The organism is Woeseia oceani (assembly GCF_001677435.1).
In the GTDB taxonomy this organism is placed as follows: Bacteria; Pseudomonadota; Gammaproteobacteria; order Steroidobacterales; family Woeseiaceae; genus Woeseia; species Woeseia oceani.
In genome coordinates this window covers 1012895-1035601 of sequence record NZ_CP016268.1, presented here as the reverse complement: position 1 = coordinate 1035601, position 22707 = coordinate 1012895, and the positions used below count along the sequence as shown (strand labels likewise).

The following is a 22707-nucleotide window of genomic DNA, read 5'->3' as shown; positions in this document are numbered from 1 at the left end:
GTTGCGCGCGAGATGCATTTGATTCAAGGAGTCTAGTTGCCCGATCACGATTTAACTAACCAATAGTTGTTGCCAACCCATAACCTCTATGCATACCCAGTTCGCCGTATACAAAGTGCAACTGCACGTCATTCTCAACTTACTGGCGGGATGTGACCGGTGTTATTTTTTTGAAGCTGACATGCATTCCTACTTCGTAGTGTTCGATTTTCCCGGCTTGCGTAAATTTTCTAAACTGCGGCAACGATTCGAACTCGCGAGCAGGTAGCACTTCATGGGGGTTCGTGCACTCGAAGCGTTGGCTGTACGCCTTCCGGTTCGCATTTATCCAGCTGTAGGTCACCCAAGCTAATGCTGTATATTTCGCGCAGTTCTGTCTTTACCTGCGAGATAGATTCCGAACCATTGTCGACGCATATAGTCTTTTTCTCGCTGCGGAACTTTCGTAGGCAAGGTCTGCACATTTTTCCTATGTGATAACTCGGTTTCTGCCGCACTTTAGCAATACAAGGCTGCCGTATTCAGACACCCGCGCTTTGCTTTCGGTTGCAGTAGATTGGAACGCTGGTGACTTGACTGCGGCAAGATTCTTTGATCTTCCTGCGGGCATGGGTTTTACCCCAGTACAACGGACCGTTAATTTCGATTCTTATAATGCACGGAACTTCTCCCGTTGGTATCGGCTCGGATAAGTGCAAAAAGCCAGCCGAAGATGTCCGCTCCTGCATTCGCACGCGAGGCGTATGGACGACGACTGACGCGTTCGCGTTTCAGCATGCAGAAGAAGGTTTCACATGGAATACTCTACAGGTCGTCCACGTGCCTTAGACTGTCCATGCGATCCTGGCTCGCTGTCTCACCCGCGGCGCGCAGCTCGTCCCCAATTCGCCCCACTCCAAGGATGTTTCGGCTCCCTTCTTGGACTACACAGTTGCGGACCAACAAGCGTTGCGCTGCTTCGCTTGCCGGCCTTCGTCAAATCTGGCTGGACCGCCAGTTCAGCGGCTCCCTGCCTAAGCCCCACTGGGTATATTCATTGTGATGAAATGACGCACCTCCAGGACCATGGCGCGCATCAAATAACAGGTATAAACGTTATCTATGAGAGTCGCAGACATTTGCACTTTCATTCTGTATAAACACCGGCACTATAGTCATTTGCCGTCAACTGACTGGAAACAGAAGCAAACTTATGATCTCGTCTCCCTATCTGCTTTACCTTGGCAGTGCCACGGATGATCTGTCCGTTAAAACAGCCATAGGCGTTGCCGCATGGCGGCCGGAACTCTGCATCGGCGAGTTTCAATCGGAAGGCTGTACCGTTACGCTCAACCTGCCGCGCATGGACTTTGAGCAGGCTGCCGCTGCTGGTGTGCAAACGGTAGTACTGGGCGTCACCAACGCTGGCGGCGTCATGAACCCGCAGCTGATCGAGCACATACTTGAAGCTATCAGAGCTGGATTAAATGTTGCGTCCGGCCTGCATCAACGCCTGCGTACACACCCGACAATCGCCAAGGAAGCGGCATTGAAAGGTGTCGAACTGCACGACCTGCGCCACCCGCCCGAGGACCTGGGTGTGGGCACGGGCGTACCGCGCCGCGGCCTGCGCATGCTTACGGTCGGATCCGATTGTTCGGTCGGCAAAATGTACGCAACGCTTGCGATTGAACGCGAAATGCACAGTCGCAACATTAAGGCCAACTTCAGGGCAACGGGGCAGACCGGCATCCTGATCGCACAGTCCGGCATTGCCGTTGACGCTGTCGTTGCCGATTTTATATCCGGCGCAGCGGAACGGCTCTCGCCAGCGCGCGATGACGATGGCTGGGACCTGATTGAGGGTCAGGGTTCATTGTTTCATCCGTCGTTTGCCGGAGTGTCCTTGGGGCTTCTGCACGGCTCACAGCCCGACGCGATAGTGCTGTGTCACGCGCCCGAGCGCCCGCACATGCGTGGCATCGCCAGTCGTGCTCTCCCGAGCTTACAAGATTGCCTGAATGCCAATCTCGAAGCGGGTCGCCTGACCAACCCCGACATCGTAGCGGCTGGTGTGGCCGTGAATACGTCGCGGCTCGACCCGGAACAACGGCAGCGTTGCTTTGATTCGATAGAAGACCTGTTGAACCTACCGTGCGAAGATCCGGTGGCAACGGGCGTTAAGAAAATTACGGATAACCTGATTAAATGCGTCGACAAATCCAAAGCAGCGTAGAACGTTGGCCGCTGGCGCGGCTGTTTCGAATTTCGCGAGGCGTTCGCGACGCTGCCGAACTGATATCGGTAGTAATCTCCGATGCAGGCGCAACGGGCCGCGGCGAATCCGCACCCTACCCGCGTTACGGTGAAACCGGCGAGTCGGTACAGGCGCAGATCGCAAGCGTCTATGACGCTGTCGCGAATGGCCTGACGCGCACGGAACTCGCCAACTTGTTGCCGCCGGGTGCCGCTCGCAATGCCGTGGACTGCGCGTTGTGGGATCTGGAAAGCGCCCTCTCCGGAACGTCTGTCGCTACCACGCTTGGGCAGCCAGCCTTGGCACCACTGGTGACCGCGATTACTATCGGCCTTGATACGCCGGAGAAGATGGCTGCCGAAACCGCACTGGTAGCAACGTCACCGCTGCTAAAGATAAAAGTCGATGCAAGCGCACCGGCGGATTGCCTGCGCGCCGTTCGGGCCGCTGCGCCTGACGCGAAGTTAATCGTGGACCCTAACGAAAGCTGGGATATCGGCTTGCTTAGCGAGTTGCAGCCACTCCTGAAAGAGCTGCGGGTCGACTTTGTCGAACAACCGCTGCCGGCCGATAACGATGCCAGCCTCGCGGACCTTGACGCACTCGTTCCCAACTGCGCCGATGAGTCTTGTCATACGTCAGCGGATCTCGATCGCCTGGTTGGTGTTTACGATATCGTCAATATCAAGCTGGACAAAACCGGCGGCTTGACGGAAGCGGTCCGCACACTGCAAGCAGCCCGCGAACGTGACTTCGGCGTCATGGTCGGCTGCATGATCTGCACGTCACTGTCCATTGCACCCGCTTACTACATCGCCGCACAAGCCGACTACGTAGACCTCGATGGTCCTCTGTGGATGAAAGAAGACCGGCCAAATGGCGTTACCGCCGACAACGGCATGCTGTCGCCGGTTGGACGCGGATTCTGGGGCAATCGCTAGGGTGATCCTTTGGAGCAACACCGAACGATCTGACACTTGCTGCTTGCGTATTTGGCAACTATGTCGAAGTCCCCAAGATCCGTAACACGAAATCGGCAGCGCGCCGATTCGGGTTACGGACATGCTCTAGCCAGCGGGTTGATCACCAGCCTGTAGTTCAGCATGCAGCAAAACCGTAGGGAAGTCCTGGTATGCGACCGGGCGGAGCCAGCGGTCAATTGCGAGGGTGCCCACCGATGTGGTTCGTACGTCCGTGCTCGCAGGAAATGGCCCGCCATGTATCATGGCCGCACCAACTTCAACGCCGGTTGGGAAGCCGTTGCAAAGCAATCGGCCCGCTTTCTCTTCGAGAATGATGGTTAACTCACGTGCGAGTTCAAAGTCAGCGCTCTCAAGATGCAACGTCGCTGTCAACTGCCCTTCCAGAGCTTCGGCAATCGCTTTCATTTCCGCCACGTCTTTGCATTCCACCATTATCCCGGCCGCACCAAATACTTCATGCTGCAACGAAGGAAAGTGTGGTCGGCTGGTCGATCGACCAGCGCATGAAAAAAGCGCTGGTAATCCGGGCCTTGATGATGGCGATCAATCTAAGAAGACCGCCGGCGGCCTGATCCATCATTCCGACCGCGGCAGCCAGTACGCCAGTTACGATTATCAGAAACTACTCAAGCAGCACAAAATGATTTGCAGCATGAGTCGCAAAGGCAATTGCTGAGATAATGCGCCGGTGGAACGATTCTTCAGCAGCCTGAAACGCGAATGGACCAGTGATCGCTGGTACCAAACTCGTCAGGAAGCGGTCGCTGATGTGCGAGAATATGTGGCGGTTTATTACAACTCCAGGCGCCTGCACTCGACGCTCGGATAAACGACGCCAATGAATTACGCAAAGTGCCTTAACAAAGTGTCCGGAATTTGTTGACCACTACATTTACAGTCGAACTAATATTTCGCGACAGCGTCACTCGCAGGGAATGTCGCCATCAGACGATAGTCCAATGCGTCGTACGTTGACGCCCTCGCCTTGCTTGGACTGCGGCTTTTCACCCGCAACATATCTGTTGCACCCATCGTGTCTGTCTGCACTTCCTTATCCCTAGATATTCCGTTTGGGTCTGATGTAGCCCTTATCATATTTGTCTCCCATATTTTCGCAGAATAGATCGATTTACTGATGAAACTGCTTCTGAGCCTCCGGTTGATTCGTCACGTCTACGACACTCAATCGAAGCTGTCGGCCGCCCGGTACTTGCCAATTGATGGTCTGGCCGACTGACATACCCAATAGCGCACTACCAACCGGCGCGATGACCGACACGGTCCCAGGAGTTCCTGCGTTACTCGGATACACAAGGGTCATCTGATAGGACGTATTCGTCCGCTCGTTCACGAATTTCGCAGTCGAATTCATCGTGATGATATCCGGCCCGATGTCACCCGGCTCGACAACATTTGATCGAGTAAGCTCTTCACGCAACATTCCGGCCCCCGGCAGTGCACGAATCGAATCAGTCTCGAGCAGACATTCCAGCCTTTCGAGGTCTGTCCGCGTAATTGTAATTGGCGTCGTTTCCATTGGTCGCAAACCTCTTAATAGAAATATTTTTACAGAATAGACGGGCGACGACATTGCACGCCGTGGCATTGAATGCTGTCAAACCGAGACAATGCGGGATTAACTCTGTTAGTACTATCAGGAGTAGCGCTTAGCATGCTGTGGTCAGCACGTAGTAGCGCTCAACGTCGCTCAGTCCTCGTATCCACCCTACTCGAGGGCGATCTTGATACGAATCAGTTCAGCCAACGAACGCACACCGAGCTTTTTCATCAGATTCGCCCGATGAACCTCCACGGTGCGCTCGCTGATGCCAAGGTCGAAACCGATCACCTTATTCATGGTGCCCTCGGCAGCACCGTTAAATACTGCTTTCTCACGCTCAGTTAGCAAACTGACCCGCGCCAACAGCTCCTGTTGATCTATGGCCCTCTTGCGACGGACTGACTCGATATCAAGCGCCTCATTAACACGGTCCAGCAATTCCTGCTCTCGGAAGGGCTTACGAATAAAATCCAATGCGCCGCGCCGCATAGCCTCAACGGCCATCGGAATATCGCCGTGACCGGTCACGAAGATTATTGGCAAGTTTGATTCCCTCTCGTTAAGAATCTCCTGCAGTTCGAGTCCGGATACGCGTGGCATACGAATATCCAAAATCAGGCAGCCGCGCATATCGTCCGTGTAGTGCTCAAGAAACTCCATCGCCGACGAAAATGTCTGAAAAGTCTGATCAACCGCTTCCAGCAAAGCGCTCAAGCCGTCCCGTATTCCTTCGTCGTCGTCAACGACATAAACTGTAGGTACCCTACTCACCTTGATCACCAGTAGCGGCGACCGGCAAGATCATCGAAAAAGTTGCGCCACCTTCCTCATTGTTGCGGAACATCAGTTGACCTCCATGTGCCACTACAATTGCTTTACTAATCGGCAAGCCCATGCCGAGCCCAGTTACCTTACTGGTTGAAAAAGATTCGAAAATTTTGTCTGCTATGTCGCTCGAAACACCGCAGCCGCTGTCTATTACATCCACCTGGAGAAAGCTGCTGGCGCTTTGCTGTGTCACAAGCTGAATAGTCCTGCCATTTCCGAAGTGAATCGACCTCATCGCGTCCAAACCATTGCGCAACAAATTGAGAATGACCTGCTGAATCTGCACAGTATCAACTTGGACGTGCGGTAGATCTTGACCAGACGTCACTTCGATAGCAACATTATTTGCTTGCGCATCAATTTCTGCCAACTCAACAACGCCTCCAACCAATACATTCAAGTCCACTAACTGTCGCGCGCGTTCCTGACTACGTGCCATGTCCTGCATTCGCTCAACAATCGCACCGGCGCGGTGAGCATGTTTGCTCAGCTTATCGAATACTCCGGTCAGCTTGGCGTAGTCGCCTGCTTCCAGCAGGAGCCGACCGGCCTGAGCAAACAGCGATATTGCTGCCAGCGGCTGATTAATTTCATGCGCAATTCCCGTCGCCATCTCGCCCAGCGTATGCAAACGGTCTGCATGAGCAAGTTGCTCTCGCTGCCGCCGAAGCTCCGGTCGGATCTTCTCTTCGTACCAGGCTTCCGAGCGCGCGAGCGCCCGGACCGCAGTTTTCAACGGCGTAATGTCATCAATGTAGCCTTCAATAGCCTCGACTGTGCCATCGCTGCCGTAAATGCCAGTGCCTTGCTCTCTAACCCACTTTTGCCGGCCACTCTTATCGGTAATCCGGTACTGAACGTCGAATTGCTCACCGGCAACCAACGCAGTATTCACAGTCACCCTTGTGACATGGAGGTCATCAGGCAGGATGAAGCTCGACCAGCCAAGCTGGCTGCTCTCAATAAACTCCGCCTTGTAGCCGGTCAACGCTTCGCAACCTGCACTTACGAATTTCATCGTCCACGGCAAATCATTGGCGCATCGGTAAACCATGCCCGGTAGATTATTTAACAAGGATTCGTTGATTCGATAACGAGCGGTCAGGCGACCGTTGTTGTTGCTGTATTCAGCCATATTCAAGCTACCGAAGGGTAAGAGTGCACAAAGTATTCTCGCACATGAATGACCAGCATCAACTACGGGTTACCCACAATCTGGGGTCGGCTACTCCCCATCGCTATGGTCAGGACACTGCACGATACTAGCTACAGCTAGGCAAGCACCCGCTTGCGTCAGAATAGCTTCAACCGGAGGTATTGAAGCCGTGAGATTTGCCAATATTCTATTACTGCTCGATTCTACCAATGGTCATATGCGCGCGTTGGACCGCGCTGCCGCACTCGCCAGAAACGAGGGTGCAGCATTAACCGTTTGTGGCGTGGTTAATTCGGTGCCCACAGACTACATTCGAAATATGATGGTCGTCACGTTCCGAGAACTAACAGACATCGCTGTTGAAATTGAACGCGAGCGATTGAAAAAACTGGTCAAAACGCTCGACGCCAAAGACTTATCGATCTCGATCAAGGTGCTCGTTGGCAGACCTCACAGCGTAGTTTCGCGCGCAGCTCGGCTAAACGGGCATGACTTGATCATCAAGTCCACCTGTGGTCGACGCACGCTACGGTCGCTTGCCGCTCATCGGGAGGACAGAGACCTCTTGCGATTCAGCCCATGCCCAGTCTGGCTCGTTAGTTCGGCAGATGGTTTCGACCAGGGCTGCATCCTTGCCGCTATAGGCATGCCGGACCGTGGCCCCCTCTTGACTGAACTGGATAGTTACATCTTGGCAAAAGCCGCCGCCATCGCACTCGCCGAATTTCGCGAACTGCATGTAGTGCACGCTTGGCAGCTGAGCCATGAAGGTCACATGCGATCTTTTGGTACAAAAGCAGCCAATCTCGAAGTTGATCGGATGATTGCCCGCGAAGCTGCCCTGCGTACTAACGGCCTCCGACGTGCTATTGAAGCAACAACGTCCGAGTCGGCGCGCATTGCGACAGACTTTCTTGCACCGCATCTGCATATCATTAAAGGCCACACCGAGAACGTTGTACCGGAACTTGCTGATAGACTGGGCGCCGGATTGATTGTCATGGGCACTGCCGCTCGAACCGGCCTCTCGGGACTGTGGATTGGCAATACCGCCGAGAAAGTACTGTCAAGATCCGATCGTTCGTTCCTGATAGTGAAAGCGCCCGAACGAGCACAACTCCCGACTCCCAAAATGAACGAATTTGAGAAGCAAGACTCATGCACTTACAACGTTTCGTAGGCATCTAAACCGTACATTTTAAAGGCAGCCGGCAACCCGGCTGCCTACTCGTTCAATCAACCGCAAACCGCGACTCAAATCTCCAACATGAACACTAACGATCGAGGCCGCACAATCAATTGACACGCTTGATCGTGGTGACTTTCCTACCTGCCGATGCAAAAATCATCGGGTTGCGGGAGTGGCGCGAATAATCCGATCGGCCAACCAGTGAGCTGCTTCTTGAAAGGCAGCCGCCGATGAACCCTCATGACATGCAGCCCGGTGTTCCGTTGCCTCGCGATAAACGCGACACCCGTTGCTGCGAGCTCCATATTGACCGGAATGTCGACATTGGGGCATGCCGAGATCATTAATTGCGCTTCTACCTCCGTCTCTGGCGAATTGAACTCTCTGCTTTTCGTTCATCGGCTTATCCCCCTGTTCAGATACACGCACACTAACTTCACCCACAATACGTACGCGTCTGACAATGACACTCATGCCTGCCGCCCTAGTCTTCAACCAGAAACCAGCGAAGAAATCAATGGGGAAACCGATTTAGCGCTACGAGAATCGACTTACCGCAATGCATCAAGATGACGGCTCCGTGGTGAAACCAAGCCGGGAACCAAGCAGGTTACCATCAAGAGTGAAACCGGTCGGGATTACGTTCTATAAATTTATCTATCCACGCGTCGATAAATGACGGCCTATCCCGTTTCATATACCACCAACCCAACAGGCTGATCAGCATCGCGCCTACCGTATTGACAATCATATCCCACATCGTATCTGTCAGCCCCGACAGATCACCGAACATAGGTTTTTGCATGCGCGTTGCGAAAATTGAATCCATAGAAAACTCGAAAATCTCCCAGAGAGAACCAACAGCTACAGCAAACATAAACGCGAAAAACGCCATGAAATGCGGAGTCATCGACAATGCAATTTTCTTGCTTTCGTTAAGCACGTAGATCAGCAGAAAACCCAGAATACCCATCAACAACCCGGAGGTGCTGTGCAATGCGATGTCCCACCACCAGATTCGCTCGTAGTAACTTCGGACTTCGCCAAGGAACAGCGCGGAGAAAACGAAGACCAATGCGAGTATCTGAAACTCTGCTGGAATCTGCACACCCAGCCGGTCACTGAATACGGTAACGAACAAGATCAAGGTCGCGATGGTCAGAATCAGAAACGCACTCAACCACTGCGCCTCAGCAACGACGACGATGAAATCTATCGTCATAAGCGCAACGATAATGACAACTATCCACCGTTTGATCCTTGTTGCTGAGTCCTGCTTTTCAGGCATCGTAACCTCGCCTCGTCGTTAATTATGTATCTTGTTTTCTGCCGGACGGGGCAGAAGCCTGGCTGGCTCGAGAATATCCGATTCTGGGGTCGTTCGGATACAGATGAGATTGGTGCAGTCGGCAACACTGCGGCGCCTATCCCGCAATGGATCCGACATACTTCCGCGATATTGCGATTCAGATTTGGACCGCGGCAGCCATCTCAGCGCCAGACCCCGAATAGTTCTCCCGGGATTTTTTCGTTGTAATCTGAACTCAGACAATATTGTGTCGGAGAAGTACGATGGTCAGGGCCGGATCGCGAGCGACTGCAGCACGTCTGTAGGAGCAATAAAATACCGGACCGGATAACTACAGCGCCAGCAGTTCAGCTGCTGACGCCCTCAGGGAGTGGATTGTCATGATTTCAGTGGCCCAGACGCGAACAGTGATGTGGGCAGTCATCCTCGGTTTCATCGCCCTCGGCGGCGGTAACCCGGCGAGCGCTGCCAACGGCAAGCATTTGGGCGAACGGCCGAAAATCGGTCTCGCGCTCAGCGGTGGTGGCGCACGCGGCGCGGCGCATATCGGCGTTATCCGGTTTCTGGAAGAACAACAGGTGCCGATAGACTTCATCGCAGGGACCAGTGTAGGTGCCGTTGTCGGTGGTTTCTATGCCGCTGGTATGACGCCCTCTGAAATCGAGGAAGAGCTGGACGATATCGATTGGACCGACGTCTTCATCGATCAGTCTTCCCGTACGCACCGCACCTTTCGGCGTAAACGTGATGATGATCTGTACCTGATCAAGCACAAACCCGGGTTCAACGATGGCAAGCTGACTTTTGCAATGGGCCTTGTGCAGGGGCAGAAAATTGCGCGAACCCTGTCACGGGCGCTGATCGACGTTGCTTCCATCACGAAATTCGATGATCTCACGATCCCGTTTCGCGCTGTCGCCAGCGACATCGTCACGGGCAACGCCGTGGTACTTGACTCTGGCAACCTTGCGGAAGCGATCCGTGCCAGCATGTCGATTCCCACTGTCATCACGCCGGTGGAAATCAACGGCCAACTGCTGGTCGATGGTGGGGTCGCCAACAACCTGCCGGTCGATGTCGTTCGGGCAATGGGCGCGGACATAGTCATCGCAGTCGATATCAGTACACCACTGGCTGAGAGATCCGCCATCGATTCGGTTCTCGCTGTCACCAAACAACTCACGGGACTGCTCACCCGCAGAAACGTGGAGGAACAGATCGAGTCGCTGGATTCCAGCGACATACTTATCGTGCCCTCGCTCACTGATATCGCCACTGCAGATTTCGCCGACTATGCACTGGCGATTCCGTCCGGCTGGCAGGCGGCTGACGAACAGCGCGATCGCATTCGGCCCTTATCCCTCAGTGACGACGACTATCGCGACTACCGCGCCGGACGGCACTCGCCGGACGATAAAATGCCGGTGATCAATCGAGTCGAGCTTGTGAATCGTTCAGCCGTTTCCGATGACTACATTCGTGCGCGGTTAGGCACACTTGAGTCGGGGCAACCGCTTGACATAGGCGAGCTGGAGTCCCGTATCAGCGATGTCTATGGCACGGACCTGTTTCAGACGGTGCAGTACAGCGTGGACAAGAATGGCACCGACACCTCGCTGGAAATAACCGTCGATGATCGCAGCTGGGGCCCTGCGTATCTGCAGCTCGGCGCGGAGTACGACTCCAATACCAATGGTGAGAATCTTTTCAATCTGGCAGGCAGTTACATCAGTACCGCAATAAACCCGAGTGGCGGCGAGTGGCGTACCGGATTGCAGATAGGCAGTGAACCGGCCATATTCACTGAGTTTCACCAGCCGCTTGGCGATAGTCTCATGTATTTCGTGAACCCAAGCATCGGCTACCGGGAGAGAATTTTCAGCGTTGTTCGGGATGAAGACGTTATTGCGTCGCTGGACGTGAAAGAGACCATCGCTGAACTCGCTGCCGGCCGGGAGCTAGGTACCTGGGGCGAGGTTCGTGCGGGCGTGCGTTACGGCAGTGGCGAGTCAAGCGTTCGTATCGGTGATCCGGGCTTGATCGACTATTCGTTCAAACGGGCCGAAACCTATTTGCGCTTTTCACTGGATGAACTCGACAGTCTCAACTTTCCACGAACGGGCACGTCCGCGACGGTCGAATGGCTCGGCTCGCACAAGGGACTCGGTGCCGATACGTCGTTCGATCAGTTACGAGTGTCGGCTGGCGCTGCAATCACGCGCGGTGCCAACACACTGCTGGCGGTTGCACGCTACAAGACAACGATGAGCGGTAATGCACCGTTGCAAAACGTTTACGCGCTCGGTGGCTTCGGTCAACTTTCCGGGCTCTCCGCTGATGAAAGGCGGGGGCAGCACTCGACTCTCGGTGTATTGGCCGCGTATCGGCACCTGAATCGAGATGCTACCCTGCCCATTTACGCGGGGGTGACTTTGGAGCACGGCAATGTGTGGGCATCGCGCCGGGACATTTCCTTCAAAGACAGCCTGTTTGCCGGTTCGGTTTGGCTCGGCGCGGACACGTTTTTCGGCCCAGCCTACCTCGCCTACGGTCAAGCAGAAGGCGGGCGTCGTGGCTGGTATTTTTTCCTGGGTCAGCCGTTCTGAGGTGCCGAAAGACCAGACTCCCAAATCATGCACGAACGACAGGACGTACGAACTATCTTGAACCGAACAACAAACACAGTGGCAAGCATACGATTCCACCTGATCCTGGTGGCAATACTGGCCTTTCCACTCATCTCCGGCTGTCAGAATCTGAAGCCACTGCCTGACGGTCTATCGTTGCAAGGTGGGGAATTCCCAAGCTCTGAAGTGGCTTTCATCGCTGATACAAGCTGGATCGATGAGAATGGCCAGCGGCAGGTAGAACAAGCGCTCTTTGACGACCTGTTTCGGATCATTGATAAAGCTCAGGAAGTCATCGTTTTGGACATGTTCCTCTACAACGACTTCCAGGGCCCTGTACCGGAAACTACCCGACCGCTTGCTGGCGAGCTGACGAACGCGCTGATCGACAAGAAGAAACAACAACCGGACATGCTGATCGTCGTCATCACTGACCCCGTCAATGAACTCTATGGTGGGTTGCAATCGCCCTATTTCGAGCAACTCGAACAAGCCGGCATTCGGGTGGTGGTCACCGACTTGCGCAAGCTCCATGACAGTAATGCGGTGTATTCTTTTTTCTGGCGGCTTTTGTTCAAACCGTTCGGCAACTCTGCGGCAAACACACTGCCGAACCCCATAGGTGCAGGCTGTGTTTCGATCCGCAGTTACCTTGAACTGCTTAATTTCAAGGCGAATCATCGCAAGGTACTGATTGCTGACCATGGTTCGACCTACGTCGGCTTCGTCTCATCTGCCAATCCGCACGACGGCAGCAGCGCGCATCGAAATGCAGCTATTCGGTTTACAGGAGAGGCAGTTGCCGATCTGTTGCAGTCCGAGAACGCGGTACTCGAACTTTCCGGCCACGCACCGGTGGAGATCGACATCCCGCGTGATCATGTGAACGCCACGACCTCCGTACAGGTAGTCACCGAAGGCAAGATAGAAGACGTGGTCCTTGCAGAAATCAACCGCGCAGCCGTCGGCGACAAGCTGGATTTGATGATGTTTTACCTGTCGGATCGCGAGGTCATCGCAGCCCTGAAGCAAGCACACGAACGCGGTGCAAAGCTGCGATTGCTGCTGGATCCGAACAAAGATGCATTCGGGCGGGAAAAAAACGGGATCCCGAACCGCCCGGTCGCGCATGAACTGACCGCTGCCGGTATTCCCATCCGCTGGTGCAGTTCCATGGGCGAGCAATGCCACAGCAAGATGTTGCTGGCTCAGGACGACACCGGCCGCAACGTGATTGTGACCGGCTCAGCCAACTTCACGCGCCGCAACCTGGATGACTACAATCTGGAAACCGATGTAGTGGTCAGGGGCCACCACTCGGATTCCGTGTTCGTCGCGGCACACGAGTACTTTGAAGAAAGCTGGAAGAATACTGACGACCGAATCTACAGCTTGCCCTACGAACGTTATGAAGATAGGTCGTTCTGGCGACGCCGCCTGTACCGATTCATGGAGTGGAGCGGGATCAGTACCTTTTAGGCTGCTTACGGTCAGGCGAAGCCTTCGATCTCCAACCAGACCCCACTCTCGTTCACCGTATCAGCCCGTCAACACAACGTTACAGCTCCCGCATGCCACCTAGCCTCGCGATCATCTCGGTAACAATGGAAAGGTCGAGCAGGAACTGATCCACCGTTTTGAACTCACCGGCATTGTGCCCGGTGTACTTCTCGTCTGACCGGGACAAACCAAATTGCACGCCGTTTGGCAGATCGTGAATCGAAGTGCCGCCGGCGGACGAACCGAACTCGCGGGGAATATTCAGATTCTCCACGGCGACGTCCAGCAGTGCATTGACCCAGGCGCCCTCCGGATTGCGGTACATCGGATCACGGGCGCCCGTTTGAAACTCTACGTCGATATCGTTGCTTGCGGCCCACGTCTCGAGCCTGCCTTGCAAATCGCTGACCAGTTCGCCCGGTTGCCGACCGATTGGCAAACGCAGATTTACTGCGGTGCGCAATTGATCATCTTCACTCGAAACAAATGTCTGCGCGGCCGTGAGAGGCCCCATGAACGGGTCGGAATAAGCAATGCCGGCACGCGTCCCGAGGTAGTCCAGGCCCCAGTTCTCAGTGGCGTACCGCGCCGCGTCGGTATAGTGATTTGCTTCGAGGACGCCTTCCGAACGCAGTTTGTCCAACAGGGCGAACATTCTCGACACCGGGTTTATGCCGCTACCCGGGTCGGATGAATGGGCGGACACGCCGATGACATCCAGGCGCACACCGCGCGAATCAACACTTGCACCCACGCTGAAATTGCCGCCGTGTTCCGCGGCGAAACTGTCACCGAGCGGCTTGAGCGTTGTAACCAGCACCTCGGGCGCTGCTGTGCGAATCCACGCAGTCGATTGCGCAGGAATCTGGTTGGTCGCCAGACCACCGGTTACTTCAACCACAGCCGCGCCTTCGGGAGTGGTCGCTCGCGCAGGGAAACTGGCCATGACCACGCCATAGCCCTTTTCGGCGATTACAACCGGGTAGTCCCCGTCCAGGGCAATGTTGTAGTCCGGCACCGGGTTGCTCTCAAAGTACCAGGGTATGGCGTCGCCTCCGGTCTCTTCGCGAGTATCCACCAGCAGGCGGAAGTGGTGCAGGAGTGGCAACTGCTCATCCTGAACTATCCGCATCGCGTAAAGAGTGACCACGATGCCGTTCTTGTCATCCTGCGTGCCGCGTCCGTACATGCGATTGCCAATGCGCGTCACTTTGAACGGGTCGAGCCGTGTGCCGTCATCAAGTACCCAGAGATCGGGATTAACCGGCACCACATCCGCATGAGCATGCAAGCCGATCAATTCACCGCGTGGTTCGCCGAGTGTGACTTCATAGACCTGACCGCCGACATTGCGGAACGCCAGGCCAAAGTCTTTTGCAATGTTTTCAAGCGCTTTGGCAAACCGCTGGAACTCGGGGTTCTCGGTCTGCGGCAGCGATTCGACTTCGAAGGTCGGGATGGCGACCAGTTCAGCCAACATTTGCATCGCCTCATCGCCGTACTTAAGCCGGGCGTAGATGCCGAGCAATCGGTACAGCGTATTGCGCTGCGAGGCCGTCAAGCCCTGCTCGTCGCGGTAGCCATTGCGCAGTGTCTTGATATCGACGCCTTTCCCGACGTCGAGCGTTTCCGCTGCTTGCAGGAACTCATCGAAGCCCGCGTAGGAACCGCCAGAAAGCTCCACGGAAAATGTGTCGGCTACGGACTTGTCCATATCCGCGAACGCAAGGGTGCAACTTGACAGTAGCAAGGCACATGCAACAGCACGCAGTCCCGCTCTCTGCAGGATCGAGTTCCAGCTCATTGATTAGTCTCCAGTGAAATTTTCCGGCGCCGGTAAACTATTACCGCGCGGATCAACGTTGAGCTTCGCACGATTTGCGAGTACGTATCCAGTCCATTCCCTGTCGGGCGGCGTCGCTTAGATCGGCTCAGGCAGCCGTGAGTGCAGGGTCGGACTCAGTCGGAGACCGTGTGGGCTGGTGCTTCATCACCAGCGGCGGCTCGAATGTGCCGGCACGATTCCGCTGCGTCTGAGCGAAATCGTGCCGCTCGTGCTCTTCATTGTCTTCTTGGATTTGCCGTCTTAGTGGTTCAGGTACGGCTAAACGACCATGTATCCGAACTGTCGGTGACCAATCTACCGGTTCACGTACGTAATCCGCAACCTTCAAAAGCCGTCCGGATCGCAGCTTTCTCAGCATCGGTTAACTCGAGCATTGGTGGTCGGACATGCCCGCCAACCTGCCCAAGCAGTTCCTGCCAATACTTGCCAAACGCTTGCGGCTTATCCGCCGGTCTCGACTTCGATACAGCCTCACGAACTGGATTAAGGCTATCGCGCACGCGTCGAGCCTCGTCGAACTTACCTGCAAATGCCAGACGCGTATACTCATCCATACGTTTGTCGTTCTTCGTCTGATAATGGTATGGCGGTGAGGAACATAAATAGAGCTGCCATCCCAGCTCTTCGATGTTGTCGAGCCATTCATCCTCTGATGCCGTCGAAACATGAATCTTGTCGCCAACCATACGGGTCAACTGAGCATACATCTCACGGGGTACCGAATACTTGATTGCTACAATATTGGGTAGCTCGGCAATACGCGCACACTCTTCCGGCGTCATTATGTAGCCAGAATCCGGATGGCTCCACATGGCGATGCCGATATCCAGCCGATCGCACAATGCCTTGTAGTATTGATACAAAACCTCGCCGCGATCGTAGACAAAACTAAGTACCGGCGCGTGAACCACGATGTAGTCAGCCCCACAATTCTGAGCGTGCAATGCGAGCTTAAGCACTGTGTCGAAGTTCTGGTCCGAGACCGAGATGATGACTCCTGCCTTACCGGCACATTCGTCAACCGCAACCTCAAAGTTTCGCTTGCGTTCATCGAGGCTCATCGAAAAGAACTCGCCCTGCTTCCCGGCGATGAACAGCCCTTTAATGTCGAGGTCATCAATCCAGTGCCGGATGTTCGCCCGCAGGCCTGCCTCGTTGAGCGAAAGATCCTTATTGAACGGATTGAGCGCAGCTGCCCAAATGCCACGCATGTGCTCGCGGGCATAGTCTTTGGCGTCCAGTTTAGAGTATTTGATAGCCGTAAACTCCTTCGTTGTTTCGCGAACAATACTGGAATGGCGATACGAATGACGAGAATTAGGTATAGTAAAAAACGATAGCTAAGCGCCTTGAACTTGCGATAATGGAAATGCCATTACGGAGGAACTCATGAACATCGCAATAATCGGTGTAGGCGCAATCGGTAGCTATGTCTGCGACAAATTAGTCGAGCAAGGCCACACTTTGAGGGCCATATTGTTGCCACCACAATTGTTACAGAACGGTCAAAAGTCGTACCCCGGAACCGAATGCGTTGCATCGGTCGCGAACTTGCCGGATGACATAGACCATATGATCGACTGCGCCGGCCACACCGCGTTACGTACGCATGGGCCGGATATTCTGCGGCGCGGTACTGCTCTGACCACCGTGTCAATCGGCGCACTGGCAGATCCGGACCTTTACCGCGAATTGGAACAGGCCGCGACTGAGGGCAACACACGGCTGCACCTCGCCAGCGGCGCGATTGGAGCGCTGGACTGCCTACGGGCCGCCCGTGTCGGAAGCTTGCAAAGCGTCACCTATATTGGCAGGAAGCCGCCGCTTAGCTGGAAAGGGTCACTCGCGGACAAGAGGCTGGACCTCGACAATCTTAAGGCCGGCGCCGAAGTACACTTTGAAGGTTCGGCGCGGTTGGCGGCTACCGAATACCCAAAGAACGCCAATGTCGCCGCCGCAGTCGCGCTCGCGGGAATTGGATTCGATCTTACACAGGTCAAACTTATCGCCGATCCTGGTGTTTTTGAGAATGTTCACGAAATTCAGGCAGTCGGCGATTTCGGTCGCTTTTCTTTTGAAATCAGGGGACGCTCTCTGCCCGACAATCCAAAAAGCTCTGCACTCGCTGCGATGAGCGTAGTGAGCAGGCTTGCAGAAGAAGCAAAGGCCATAGGTTTCTGATTTGATTGCCCGTCATGCCCGCATAGTGGACCGTGCGATTACTCGCCTGAAGTTGAAGCAACTTCGATTGCTGGTTGCCGTCGGGCAATACGGAAGCATCCAGAACGCCTCTCGCGAACTCCAGATATCGCAACCCGCCGCCACGAAATTGATTCAGGATCTGGAGCTCGATTTTGAAGTGAAATTATTCGAGCGGACGAATCGAGGCGTCGTCCCGACCGCATACGGCGAAGCGCTGATCCGCCACGGCAAATTGATACTGGCGCAGGTGTCAAACGCCGCTCAGGAACTGGACGATCTCACCGAGGGCAACAGCGGCCGAGTTGTCATCGGTACGCTGTTGGCAGCTGCGCCCAGTTTGTTACCAAAGGCCATCGAATCGGTGCTTACCAACCGTCCCAACGTAGCAATCAAAGTGGTTGAGGGAACAAATGATGCGCTAATTCCAGCATTGTTTTCGGGTGAAATCGACATGATCGTGGGGCGCTTGCCTGCCTACCGCGCTAAAGCCAGGCTGGTTCAGGAAGAACTGCTTGATGATCACATTCTTGCTGTAATTGGCACGCAACACCCGCTTGTCGCAAAGTCATCGGTTTCTTTCGACGAACTAAAGTCGTTCGGCTGGATATTGCCACCGCTGGAAACGACCCTGCGCCGCCAGATCGATCAGTTTTTTGTCAGCCAGGAACAGTTTATACCGCCGGCCGTTCTCGAATCGGTTTCCTACCTTACCAATCGCTCGCTCTTGCAAACGCGCAACCTTATCGGGCTGATGCCAGAGCATGTCGTGTCAAACGATATCGCCATTGGCGTGCTTGCCCGATTAAACTGGTCTGTGCCGTTTGGCAATGGCCCGGTCGGCGTTTCCTATCGAGGGCCCGACAGCCTGTCGCCGGCCGGTGCCGAGTTTCTCCATGCACTGCGTCGGACAGCGCAGCTGATGAGCAAGAGCTGACCCCATTGATATCCGCTTTTCCGATAGCTGGATTCCCCTAATTCAGGTCATCATATGGAAGACTTCTAATATACCCAGACACGGCATACCGCAAGAGAGACACTGGCAATGAACACCTACCCGGAAATTATGCTCTACATCAACGGCCAATGGCGTAAGACCGTTGACGATTTGCCTGTGCTGAACCCGGCAACCGAAGAAGAAATCGGGCGCGTACCTCACGCGTCAATAAGCGATCTGGACGACGCGCTCGAATCGGCTGCTGCGGGCTTCCAGATTTGGCGCCGGACACCACCCATTAAACGAGCGAACGTCCTGCTGAAAGCCGCCGCACTGATGCGCGAACGGCAGGAAGACATCGCCGCAGCCATAACCGCCGAACATGGAAAGCCGCTCGATCAAGCTCGACTTGAGGTCATTCGTGGTTGCGAATTCCTGGAATGGGACGCAGGTGAAGCGACGCGAACTTATGGCCGTGTGATTCCCAGTGCTCCCGGTATTCGCTACATCGTGCATCAACAGCCAATCGGTATAGTTGCCGCCTTTTCGCCCTGGAACTTTCCAATGAGCCAGCCTTGCCGAAAAATAGCTGGCGCCATCGCTTCAGGATGCTCAATCATTCTCAAGGCGGCCGAAGAGACCCCGGCCGGTGCGGTTCACATTGCGAGGGCACTGCACGATGCAGGCTTGCCTCCGGGCGTATTGAATTTGGTGTTTGGTACGCCCGCGGAGATTTCCGATCATTTGATACGGAAGGAACAGGTTCGCCTGGTCGCGCTGACTGGCTCTACGGCTGTTGGCAAGCTACTTACTACACTGGCTGCACAGTACATGACACCGGTTCTGATGGAGTTGGGTGGTCACGCACCAGTTATTGTATGCGAGGACACCAATGTTCAGTCGGCCGCAATCAGTGGCGCAATCAGAAAAATGCGCAATGCGGGTCAGGTCTGTACGTCCCCGACACGATTCTTCGTGCATGAAAGTATTTTTGACGAATATACCGAGATATTTGTAAAGCGTGCCGCCGAAACGGTCGTCGGCAACGGTGTAACCGCTGGCGTAGAAATGGGACCTGTCGCCCATGAGCGCAGACTCGCCGTGCTGACAGATCTGGTTGAAGACGCGAGGCGCTGCGGCGCAGAAGTCAAGACCGGCGGAGGCAGGATAGGTGACAAAGGCTACTTCTTTGCGCCTACAGTACTGGTCAATGTCCCGGACAATGCGCGTGTCATGCAGGAAGAACCATTTGGCCCTCTGGCCATCATCAACCCGATTGCTTCTCTTGACGAGGGCATTGACAAAGCTAATTCCGTGCCCTTTGGTCTCGCGGCATACGGATTCACTAACCGCGCAGACTATGCCGACCGCATGGTGGAACTTATTGAGGCAGGCAACGTTTCAATCAACACGCTGGAGGCATCGCTCCCGGAGACGCCATTTGGAGGTGTAAAATCCAGCGGATTCGGCCGCGAAGGCGGCACGGAAGGACTGCACAACTACATGATTACAAAGAACGTCTCGCACAGCATGTCAATCGTCTAGGTATTATGCTCCAAAGAAAGTAAATTCTGCGCGTACAGTACCCCTGATTCATGCGCATGTACTGCGTAGCTGACCTGCGACCCTTTTGATCAATTCGAGAACTGTCTTCACGTTCTCGATGACTCTAATGAAAAAATATCATGATTTGTCGCCGAACTCGGCAGATGCGAAGCACAACAGCTGATCCATGATGATCTGCTTATCCCAGTCATCCTCAATATTCGGCAGCGACATGATTTGTTCCATTATTCTTTCCTGCCTATCACCTATCCGCAACGCATCTGAATACATCACGTCCGGAGAAAAAGTCACCATTGAGTAAAGTGGTGTCCAGAGGGAGGGAAACTGATTGCTAAACTTCGCTTCAATCCTCTTGCGTAGCTGGAATTTCGGGTCGCCCGACAGATGACTCATCTCTGCAAAGTTCCGCTTCGATAATTCGGCGATAGCATCGGCGTTTTCTTTTCGGGACTTTTCATAGACCGGGACAATCTGATCCCAGTCGTGCTCGTAAAGTCCTATCAATGCATCAAGTTCCGCGCAGTCCTCGAAACCGCAATTCATGCCTTGACCGTAGAAGGGCACAATTGCATGCGCCGCGTCGCCTATCAGTCCAACCTTGTTGTTGAAGGACCATGGGAAAACTTGCACGAGGAACAGTGGTGCAGCCGTTTTCGCCATAAAGGAGTCCACCGGGTTATCCAGGTACGGCAGCGCATCGGCGAAATACGTCGCAAAAAACGTCTCCACAGCCTGCGGCTCGCGTAGCGATTCAAACGATGGCTCGCCTGAAAAGTTCAAGAACAACGTGCAGGTAAATGTACCGTCGGAGTTTGGCAATGCGATAAGCATGAGGTCGTTTCGCGGCCAGATATGCAGTGCGTTCTTGTCGAGTTGGTGCGTGCCGTCAGCATTCGCGGGAATATTCAGCTCGATATAGCACTGCTGCATATAGGTCTTACTGTAGCTGACTCTAGGTAAACTTTGTGCCAGCCGCCGTACTTTTGAATTGGCTCCGTCTGCGCCGAAAACAAAGTCTGACTCGACAACAAGTTCTGTCCCGTTCGCCACCTTGAACGTTGTCGTCGAAGTCTCGAAGTCAATATCGGCCAATCGATGCCCGAAATAGGTCGTGATGTTCGCCTCGTCATCGGCAAAATCTAGCAACTGGTCATTGATGCCGCCGCGGGAAACCGACCAGATAGCATCGCCCTCCCGGCCGTAAGGAAGAATGCTGACCTCTCCATGAACACTGTGTATGGCTCTGTGGCTCATTGGGACGGCGTGCGTCTTTATATCAGACCTAACGCCGATTCTTTCCAGTGAATTCCATCCACGATCAGACAGTGCAATGTCGATCGACTTACCTTGGTAGATACACGTCTTGCGTGAATCCGGCCTACCCTCATAGAGTCCGACTTTGTAACCATTTCGAGCCAGAGATATGGCTAGTAAAGTACCTACCGGCCCACCTCCTACTTACAGTAAAGGCCTTCTGAGGCATCAATATTCCTCACTTTGGCAGTAGCTTACGCATTATTTTGCCGAACGTGAAAACGTCTTCAAACGAATTGTAGAGCGGTACGGGTGCTACCCGAATGATGCAGGGCTCGCGAAAATCGGCGATGACGCCAGCGGCAATCATGTCATCAAATAGCTGGCGCTCGCGTCCGGCAATATCGATTGATAGCTGACAGCCACGTTGATCTGGATCACGCGGCGTTATGACACTGATTTCTGCATCCGGAAATTCATCTGCCAGCAGGCCCACCGTGTATTCGAGGTAGCCTGTGAGCATTTCGCTCTTCTTTCTTAATGCGGCCATCCCAACTTCGGCAAATACATCGAGGGACGCTTTCGCCGCGGACATACCGAGAATCGGTGCATTACTCAGTTGCCAGCCATCCGCGCCCTCCATCGGTTGAAAATCGTTCTTCATCTGAAAGCGGGTCGTCTTGTCGTGCCCCCACCAGCCACCGAAACGTGGCAGGTCAAAATTCCGACCATGCCGTTCGTGAACGAATATCGCCCCAACATTGCCCGGACTCGAATTCAAGTACTTGTAGGAACACCAGGCCGCGAAGTCAACATCCCATTCGTGTAGTGACAAAAGCACGTTTCCCGCCGCATGGGCGAGATCGAACCCGGCAATGGCGCCAACTGCATGCGCCGCCTTGGTCAAGCTCTGCATGTCGAACAACTGTCCCGTTAAATAGTTGACGCCACCGAAGAACACCATCGCTAACTCATCCGCATTAGATTCAATAGCAGCGAGAATGTCTTCTTCCCGAATCAGGCTCTCACCTGCCCTCGGTGGCACCTCAATGATGGCATCATCCGGGTCAAATCCGTGAAAGCGAACTTGCGTTTCCAGCATGTATCGATCGGAAGGAAACATTTTCGCCTCGCTTATGATCTTATAGCGCGACGCCGTTGGCCGATAGAACGACACGAACAACAGATGAATATTGGTCGTCAGAGAGTTCATGCAGACAACTTCGGAGTCTTTTGCGCCGACAATTTCTGCCATAGCCGGCGTCAAGCGCTCATGGTAGCTGTACCAGGGATTCGTTGAATGAAAATGCCCTTCCACACCGTACTTTGCCCATTCATCAAGTTCCAGGCTAACTGCAGCACGAACCGACTTCGGCTGAAGCCCGAGCGAATGGCCGGTGAAATATGCCAGTTCGGCGGTACCAAGTGACGGGAAGTGGAAACGGTCACGATACGTTCTTAACGGATCTTTTTGATCCTGCGCTTTCGCGAACTCCAAGCTTGACTGATACTGCAT

15 protein-coding genes and 3 pseudogenes are annotated in these 22707 nt (G+C 54.3%); 9 read left to right on the top strand and 9 right to left on the bottom strand.

Annotation, left to right across the window (positions count from 1 at the left end):
• Window positions 1-1192: 1192 nt before the first annotated feature.
• Together dgcN and dgcA are read left to right on the top strand one after the other, a co-directional pair.
• On the top strand, window positions 1193-2215 hold the full coding sequence (gene dgcN / locus BA177_RS04420; RefSeq protein WP_068613406.1) for an N-acetyltransferase DgcN: 1023 nt from the start codon (window positions 1193-1195) through the stop codon (window positions 2213-2215).
• Window positions 2188-3177: an N-acetyl-D-Glu racemase DgcA gene (gene dgcA / locus BA177_RS04415; RefSeq protein ID WP_068613403.1), complete on the top strand. Its 990-nt coding sequence runs from the start codon at window positions 2188-2190 to the stop codon at window positions 3175-3177. The genes dgcN and dgcA overlap by 28 nt, the downstream gene beginning before the upstream one ends.
• Window positions 3178-3303: 126 nt before the next feature.
• Here dgcA and BA177_RS04410 read toward each other — a convergent pair.
• Window positions 3304-3690: pseudogene (locus BA177_RS04410) on the bottom strand (aldehyde dehydrogenase (NADP(+))); the annotation flags it as partial.
• A 5-nt stretch (window positions 3691-3695) separates the two neighbouring features.
• On the opposite strand from BA177_RS04410, the pseudogene BA177_RS18865 reads away from it, so the two are divergent.
• Window positions 3696-4048 (top strand): annotated as a pseudogene (locus BA177_RS18865) (DDE-type integrase/transposase/recombinase); the annotation flags it as partial.
• Between the two features lie 300 nt (window positions 4049-4348).
• Here BA177_RS18865 and rnk read toward each other — a convergent pair.
• From rnk to BA177_RS04390, 3 genes are all read right to left on the bottom strand, one after another.
• Entirely contained in the window at window positions 4349-4756 is a 408-nt protein-coding gene (gene rnk / locus BA177_RS04400) for a nucleoside diphosphate kinase regulator (protein WP_068613393.1), read from the bottom strand.
• Between the two features lie 189 nt (window positions 4757-4945).
• Window positions 4946-5551 carry a response regulator transcription factor gene (locus BA177_RS04395; RefSeq protein WP_068618878.1) on the bottom strand — a complete coding sequence of 202 codons (606 nt, stop codon included), beginning with the start codon at window positions 5549-5551 and terminating at the stop codon, window positions 4946-4948.
• Entirely contained in the window at window positions 5544-6743 is a 1200-nt protein-coding gene (locus BA177_RS04390; RefSeq protein WP_068613389.1) for a sensor histidine kinase, read from the bottom strand. The genes BA177_RS04395 and BA177_RS04390 overlap by 8 nt, the downstream gene beginning before the upstream one ends.
• A gap of 190 nt (window positions 6744-6933) precedes the next feature.
• Here BA177_RS04390 and BA177_RS04385 point away from each other — a divergent pair, with 190 nt between their 5' ends.
• Window positions 6934-7944: a universal stress protein gene (locus BA177_RS04385; protein ID WP_156762695.1), complete on the top strand. Its 1011-nt coding sequence runs from the start codon at window positions 6934-6936 to the stop codon at window positions 7942-7944.
• Between the two features lie 625 nt (window positions 7945-8569).
• Here BA177_RS04385 and BA177_RS04375 read toward each other — a convergent pair.
• Complete coding sequence (locus BA177_RS04375; RefSeq protein WP_156762694.1) at window positions 8570-9241, bottom strand: hypothetical protein; 672 nt, start codon at window positions 9239-9241, stop codon at window positions 8570-8572.
• A gap of 401 nt (window positions 9242-9642) precedes the next feature.
• On the opposite strand from BA177_RS04375, the gene BA177_RS04370 reads away from it, so the two are divergent.
• On the top strand, window positions 9643-11868 hold the full coding sequence (locus BA177_RS04370) for a patatin-like phospholipase family protein (protein ID WP_082989862.1): 2226 nt from the start codon (window positions 9643-9645) through the stop codon (window positions 11866-11868).
• Between the two features lie 57 nt (window positions 11869-11925).
• Window positions 11926-13368: a phospholipase D-like domain-containing protein gene (locus BA177_RS04365; RefSeq protein ID WP_197493329.1), complete on the top strand. Its 1443-nt coding sequence runs from the start codon at window positions 11926-11928 to the stop codon at window positions 13366-13368.
• Between the two features lie 79 nt (window positions 13369-13447).
• Here BA177_RS04365 and BA177_RS04360 read toward each other — a convergent pair whose 3' ends face one another.
• Together BA177_RS04360 and BA177_RS04355 are read right to left on the bottom strand one after the other, a co-directional pair.
• Entirely contained in the window at window positions 13448-15193 is a 1746-nt protein-coding gene (locus BA177_RS04360) for a dipeptidase (protein ID WP_068613375.1), read from the bottom strand.
• A gap of 344 nt (window positions 15194-15537) precedes the next feature.
• The gene (locus BA177_RS04355) at window positions 15538-16491 is read right to left on the bottom strand and encodes a dihydrodipicolinate synthase family protein (RefSeq protein ID WP_068613373.1); all 954 of its coding nucleotides are present in this window, start codon (window positions 16489-16491) and stop codon (window positions 15538-15540) included.
• A gap of 133 nt (window positions 16492-16624) precedes the next feature.
• Here BA177_RS04355 and BA177_RS04350 point away from each other — a divergent pair, with 133 nt between their 5' ends.
• The 3 genes from BA177_RS04350 (at window position 16625) to BA177_RS04340 (ending at window position 19916) form a co-directional block, all read left to right on the top strand.
• Window positions 16625-17416, top strand: coding sequence for an aspartate dehydrogenase (locus BA177_RS04350; protein ID WP_068613371.1), 792 nt, complete (start codon window positions 16625-16627; stop codon window positions 17414-17416).
• A 1-nt stretch (window position 17417) separates the two neighbouring features.
• Window positions 17418-18371 (top strand): LysR substrate-binding domain-containing protein, encoded by a 954-nt coding sequence (locus tag BA177_RS04345; protein WP_068613369.1) that lies wholly within the window; start codon window positions 17418-17420, stop codon window positions 18369-18371.
• Window positions 18372-18479: 108 nt separating this feature from the next.
• Window positions 18480-19916: an NAD-dependent succinate-semialdehyde dehydrogenase gene (locus BA177_RS04340; RefSeq protein WP_068613365.1), complete on the top strand. Its 1437-nt coding sequence runs from the start codon at window positions 18480-18482 to the stop codon at window positions 19914-19916.
• Window positions 19917-20054: 138 nt separating this feature from the next.
• On the opposite strand, the pseudogene BA177_RS04335 reads toward BA177_RS04340, so the two are convergent.
• Window positions 20055-21383 (bottom strand): annotated as a pseudogene (locus BA177_RS04335) (FAD-dependent oxidoreductase); the annotation flags it as partial.
• 46 nt (window positions 21384-21429) lie between these two features.
• The gene (gene kynU / locus BA177_RS04330; protein ID WP_068613359.1) at window positions 21430-22707 is read right to left on the bottom strand and encodes a kynureninase; all 1278 of its coding nucleotides are present in this window, start codon (window positions 22705-22707) and stop codon (window positions 21430-21432) included.

What these genes read in the sequence shown, in the direction of transcription:
- dgcN (WP_068613406.1), top strand. Translation starts at nt 1,193, where the DNA reads ATGATCTCGTCTCCCTATCTGCTTTACCTTGGCAGTGCCACGGATGAT.
- dgcA (WP_068613403.1), top strand. Translation starts at nt 2,188, where the DNA reads ATGCGTCGACAAATCCAAAGCAGCGTAGAACGTTGGCCGCTGGCGCGG.
- rnk (WP_068613393.1), bottom strand. Translation starts at nt 4,756, where the DNA reads ATGGAAACGACGCCAATTACAATTACGCGGACAGACCTCGAAAGGCTG.
- BA177_RS04390 (WP_068613389.1), bottom strand. Translation starts at nt 6,743, where the DNA reads ATGGCTGAATACAGCAACAACAACGGTCGCCTGACCGCTCGTTATCGA.
- BA177_RS04375 (WP_156762694.1), bottom strand. Translation starts at nt 9,241, where the DNA reads ATGCCTGAAAAGCAGGACTCAGCAACAAGGATCAAACGGTGGATAGTT.
- BA177_RS04370 (WP_082989862.1), top strand. Translation starts at nt 9,643, where the DNA reads ATGATTTCAGTGGCCCAGACGCGAACAGTGATGTGGGCAGTCATCCTC.
- BA177_RS04360 (WP_068613375.1), bottom strand. Translation starts at nt 15,193, where the DNA reads ATGAGCTGGAACTCGATCCTGCAGAGAGCGGGACTGCGTGCTGTTGCA.
- BA177_RS04350 (WP_068613371.1), top strand. Translation starts at nt 16,625, where the DNA reads ATGAACATCGCAATAATCGGTGTAGGCGCAATCGGTAGCTATGTCTGC.
- BA177_RS04340 (WP_068613365.1), top strand. Translation starts at nt 18,480, where the DNA reads ATGAACACCTACCCGGAAATTATGCTCTACATCAACGGCCAATGGCGT.
- kynU (WP_068613359.1), bottom strand. Translation starts at nt 22,707, where the DNA reads ATGCAGTATCAGTCAAGCTTGGAGTTCGCGAAAGCGCAGGATCAAAAA.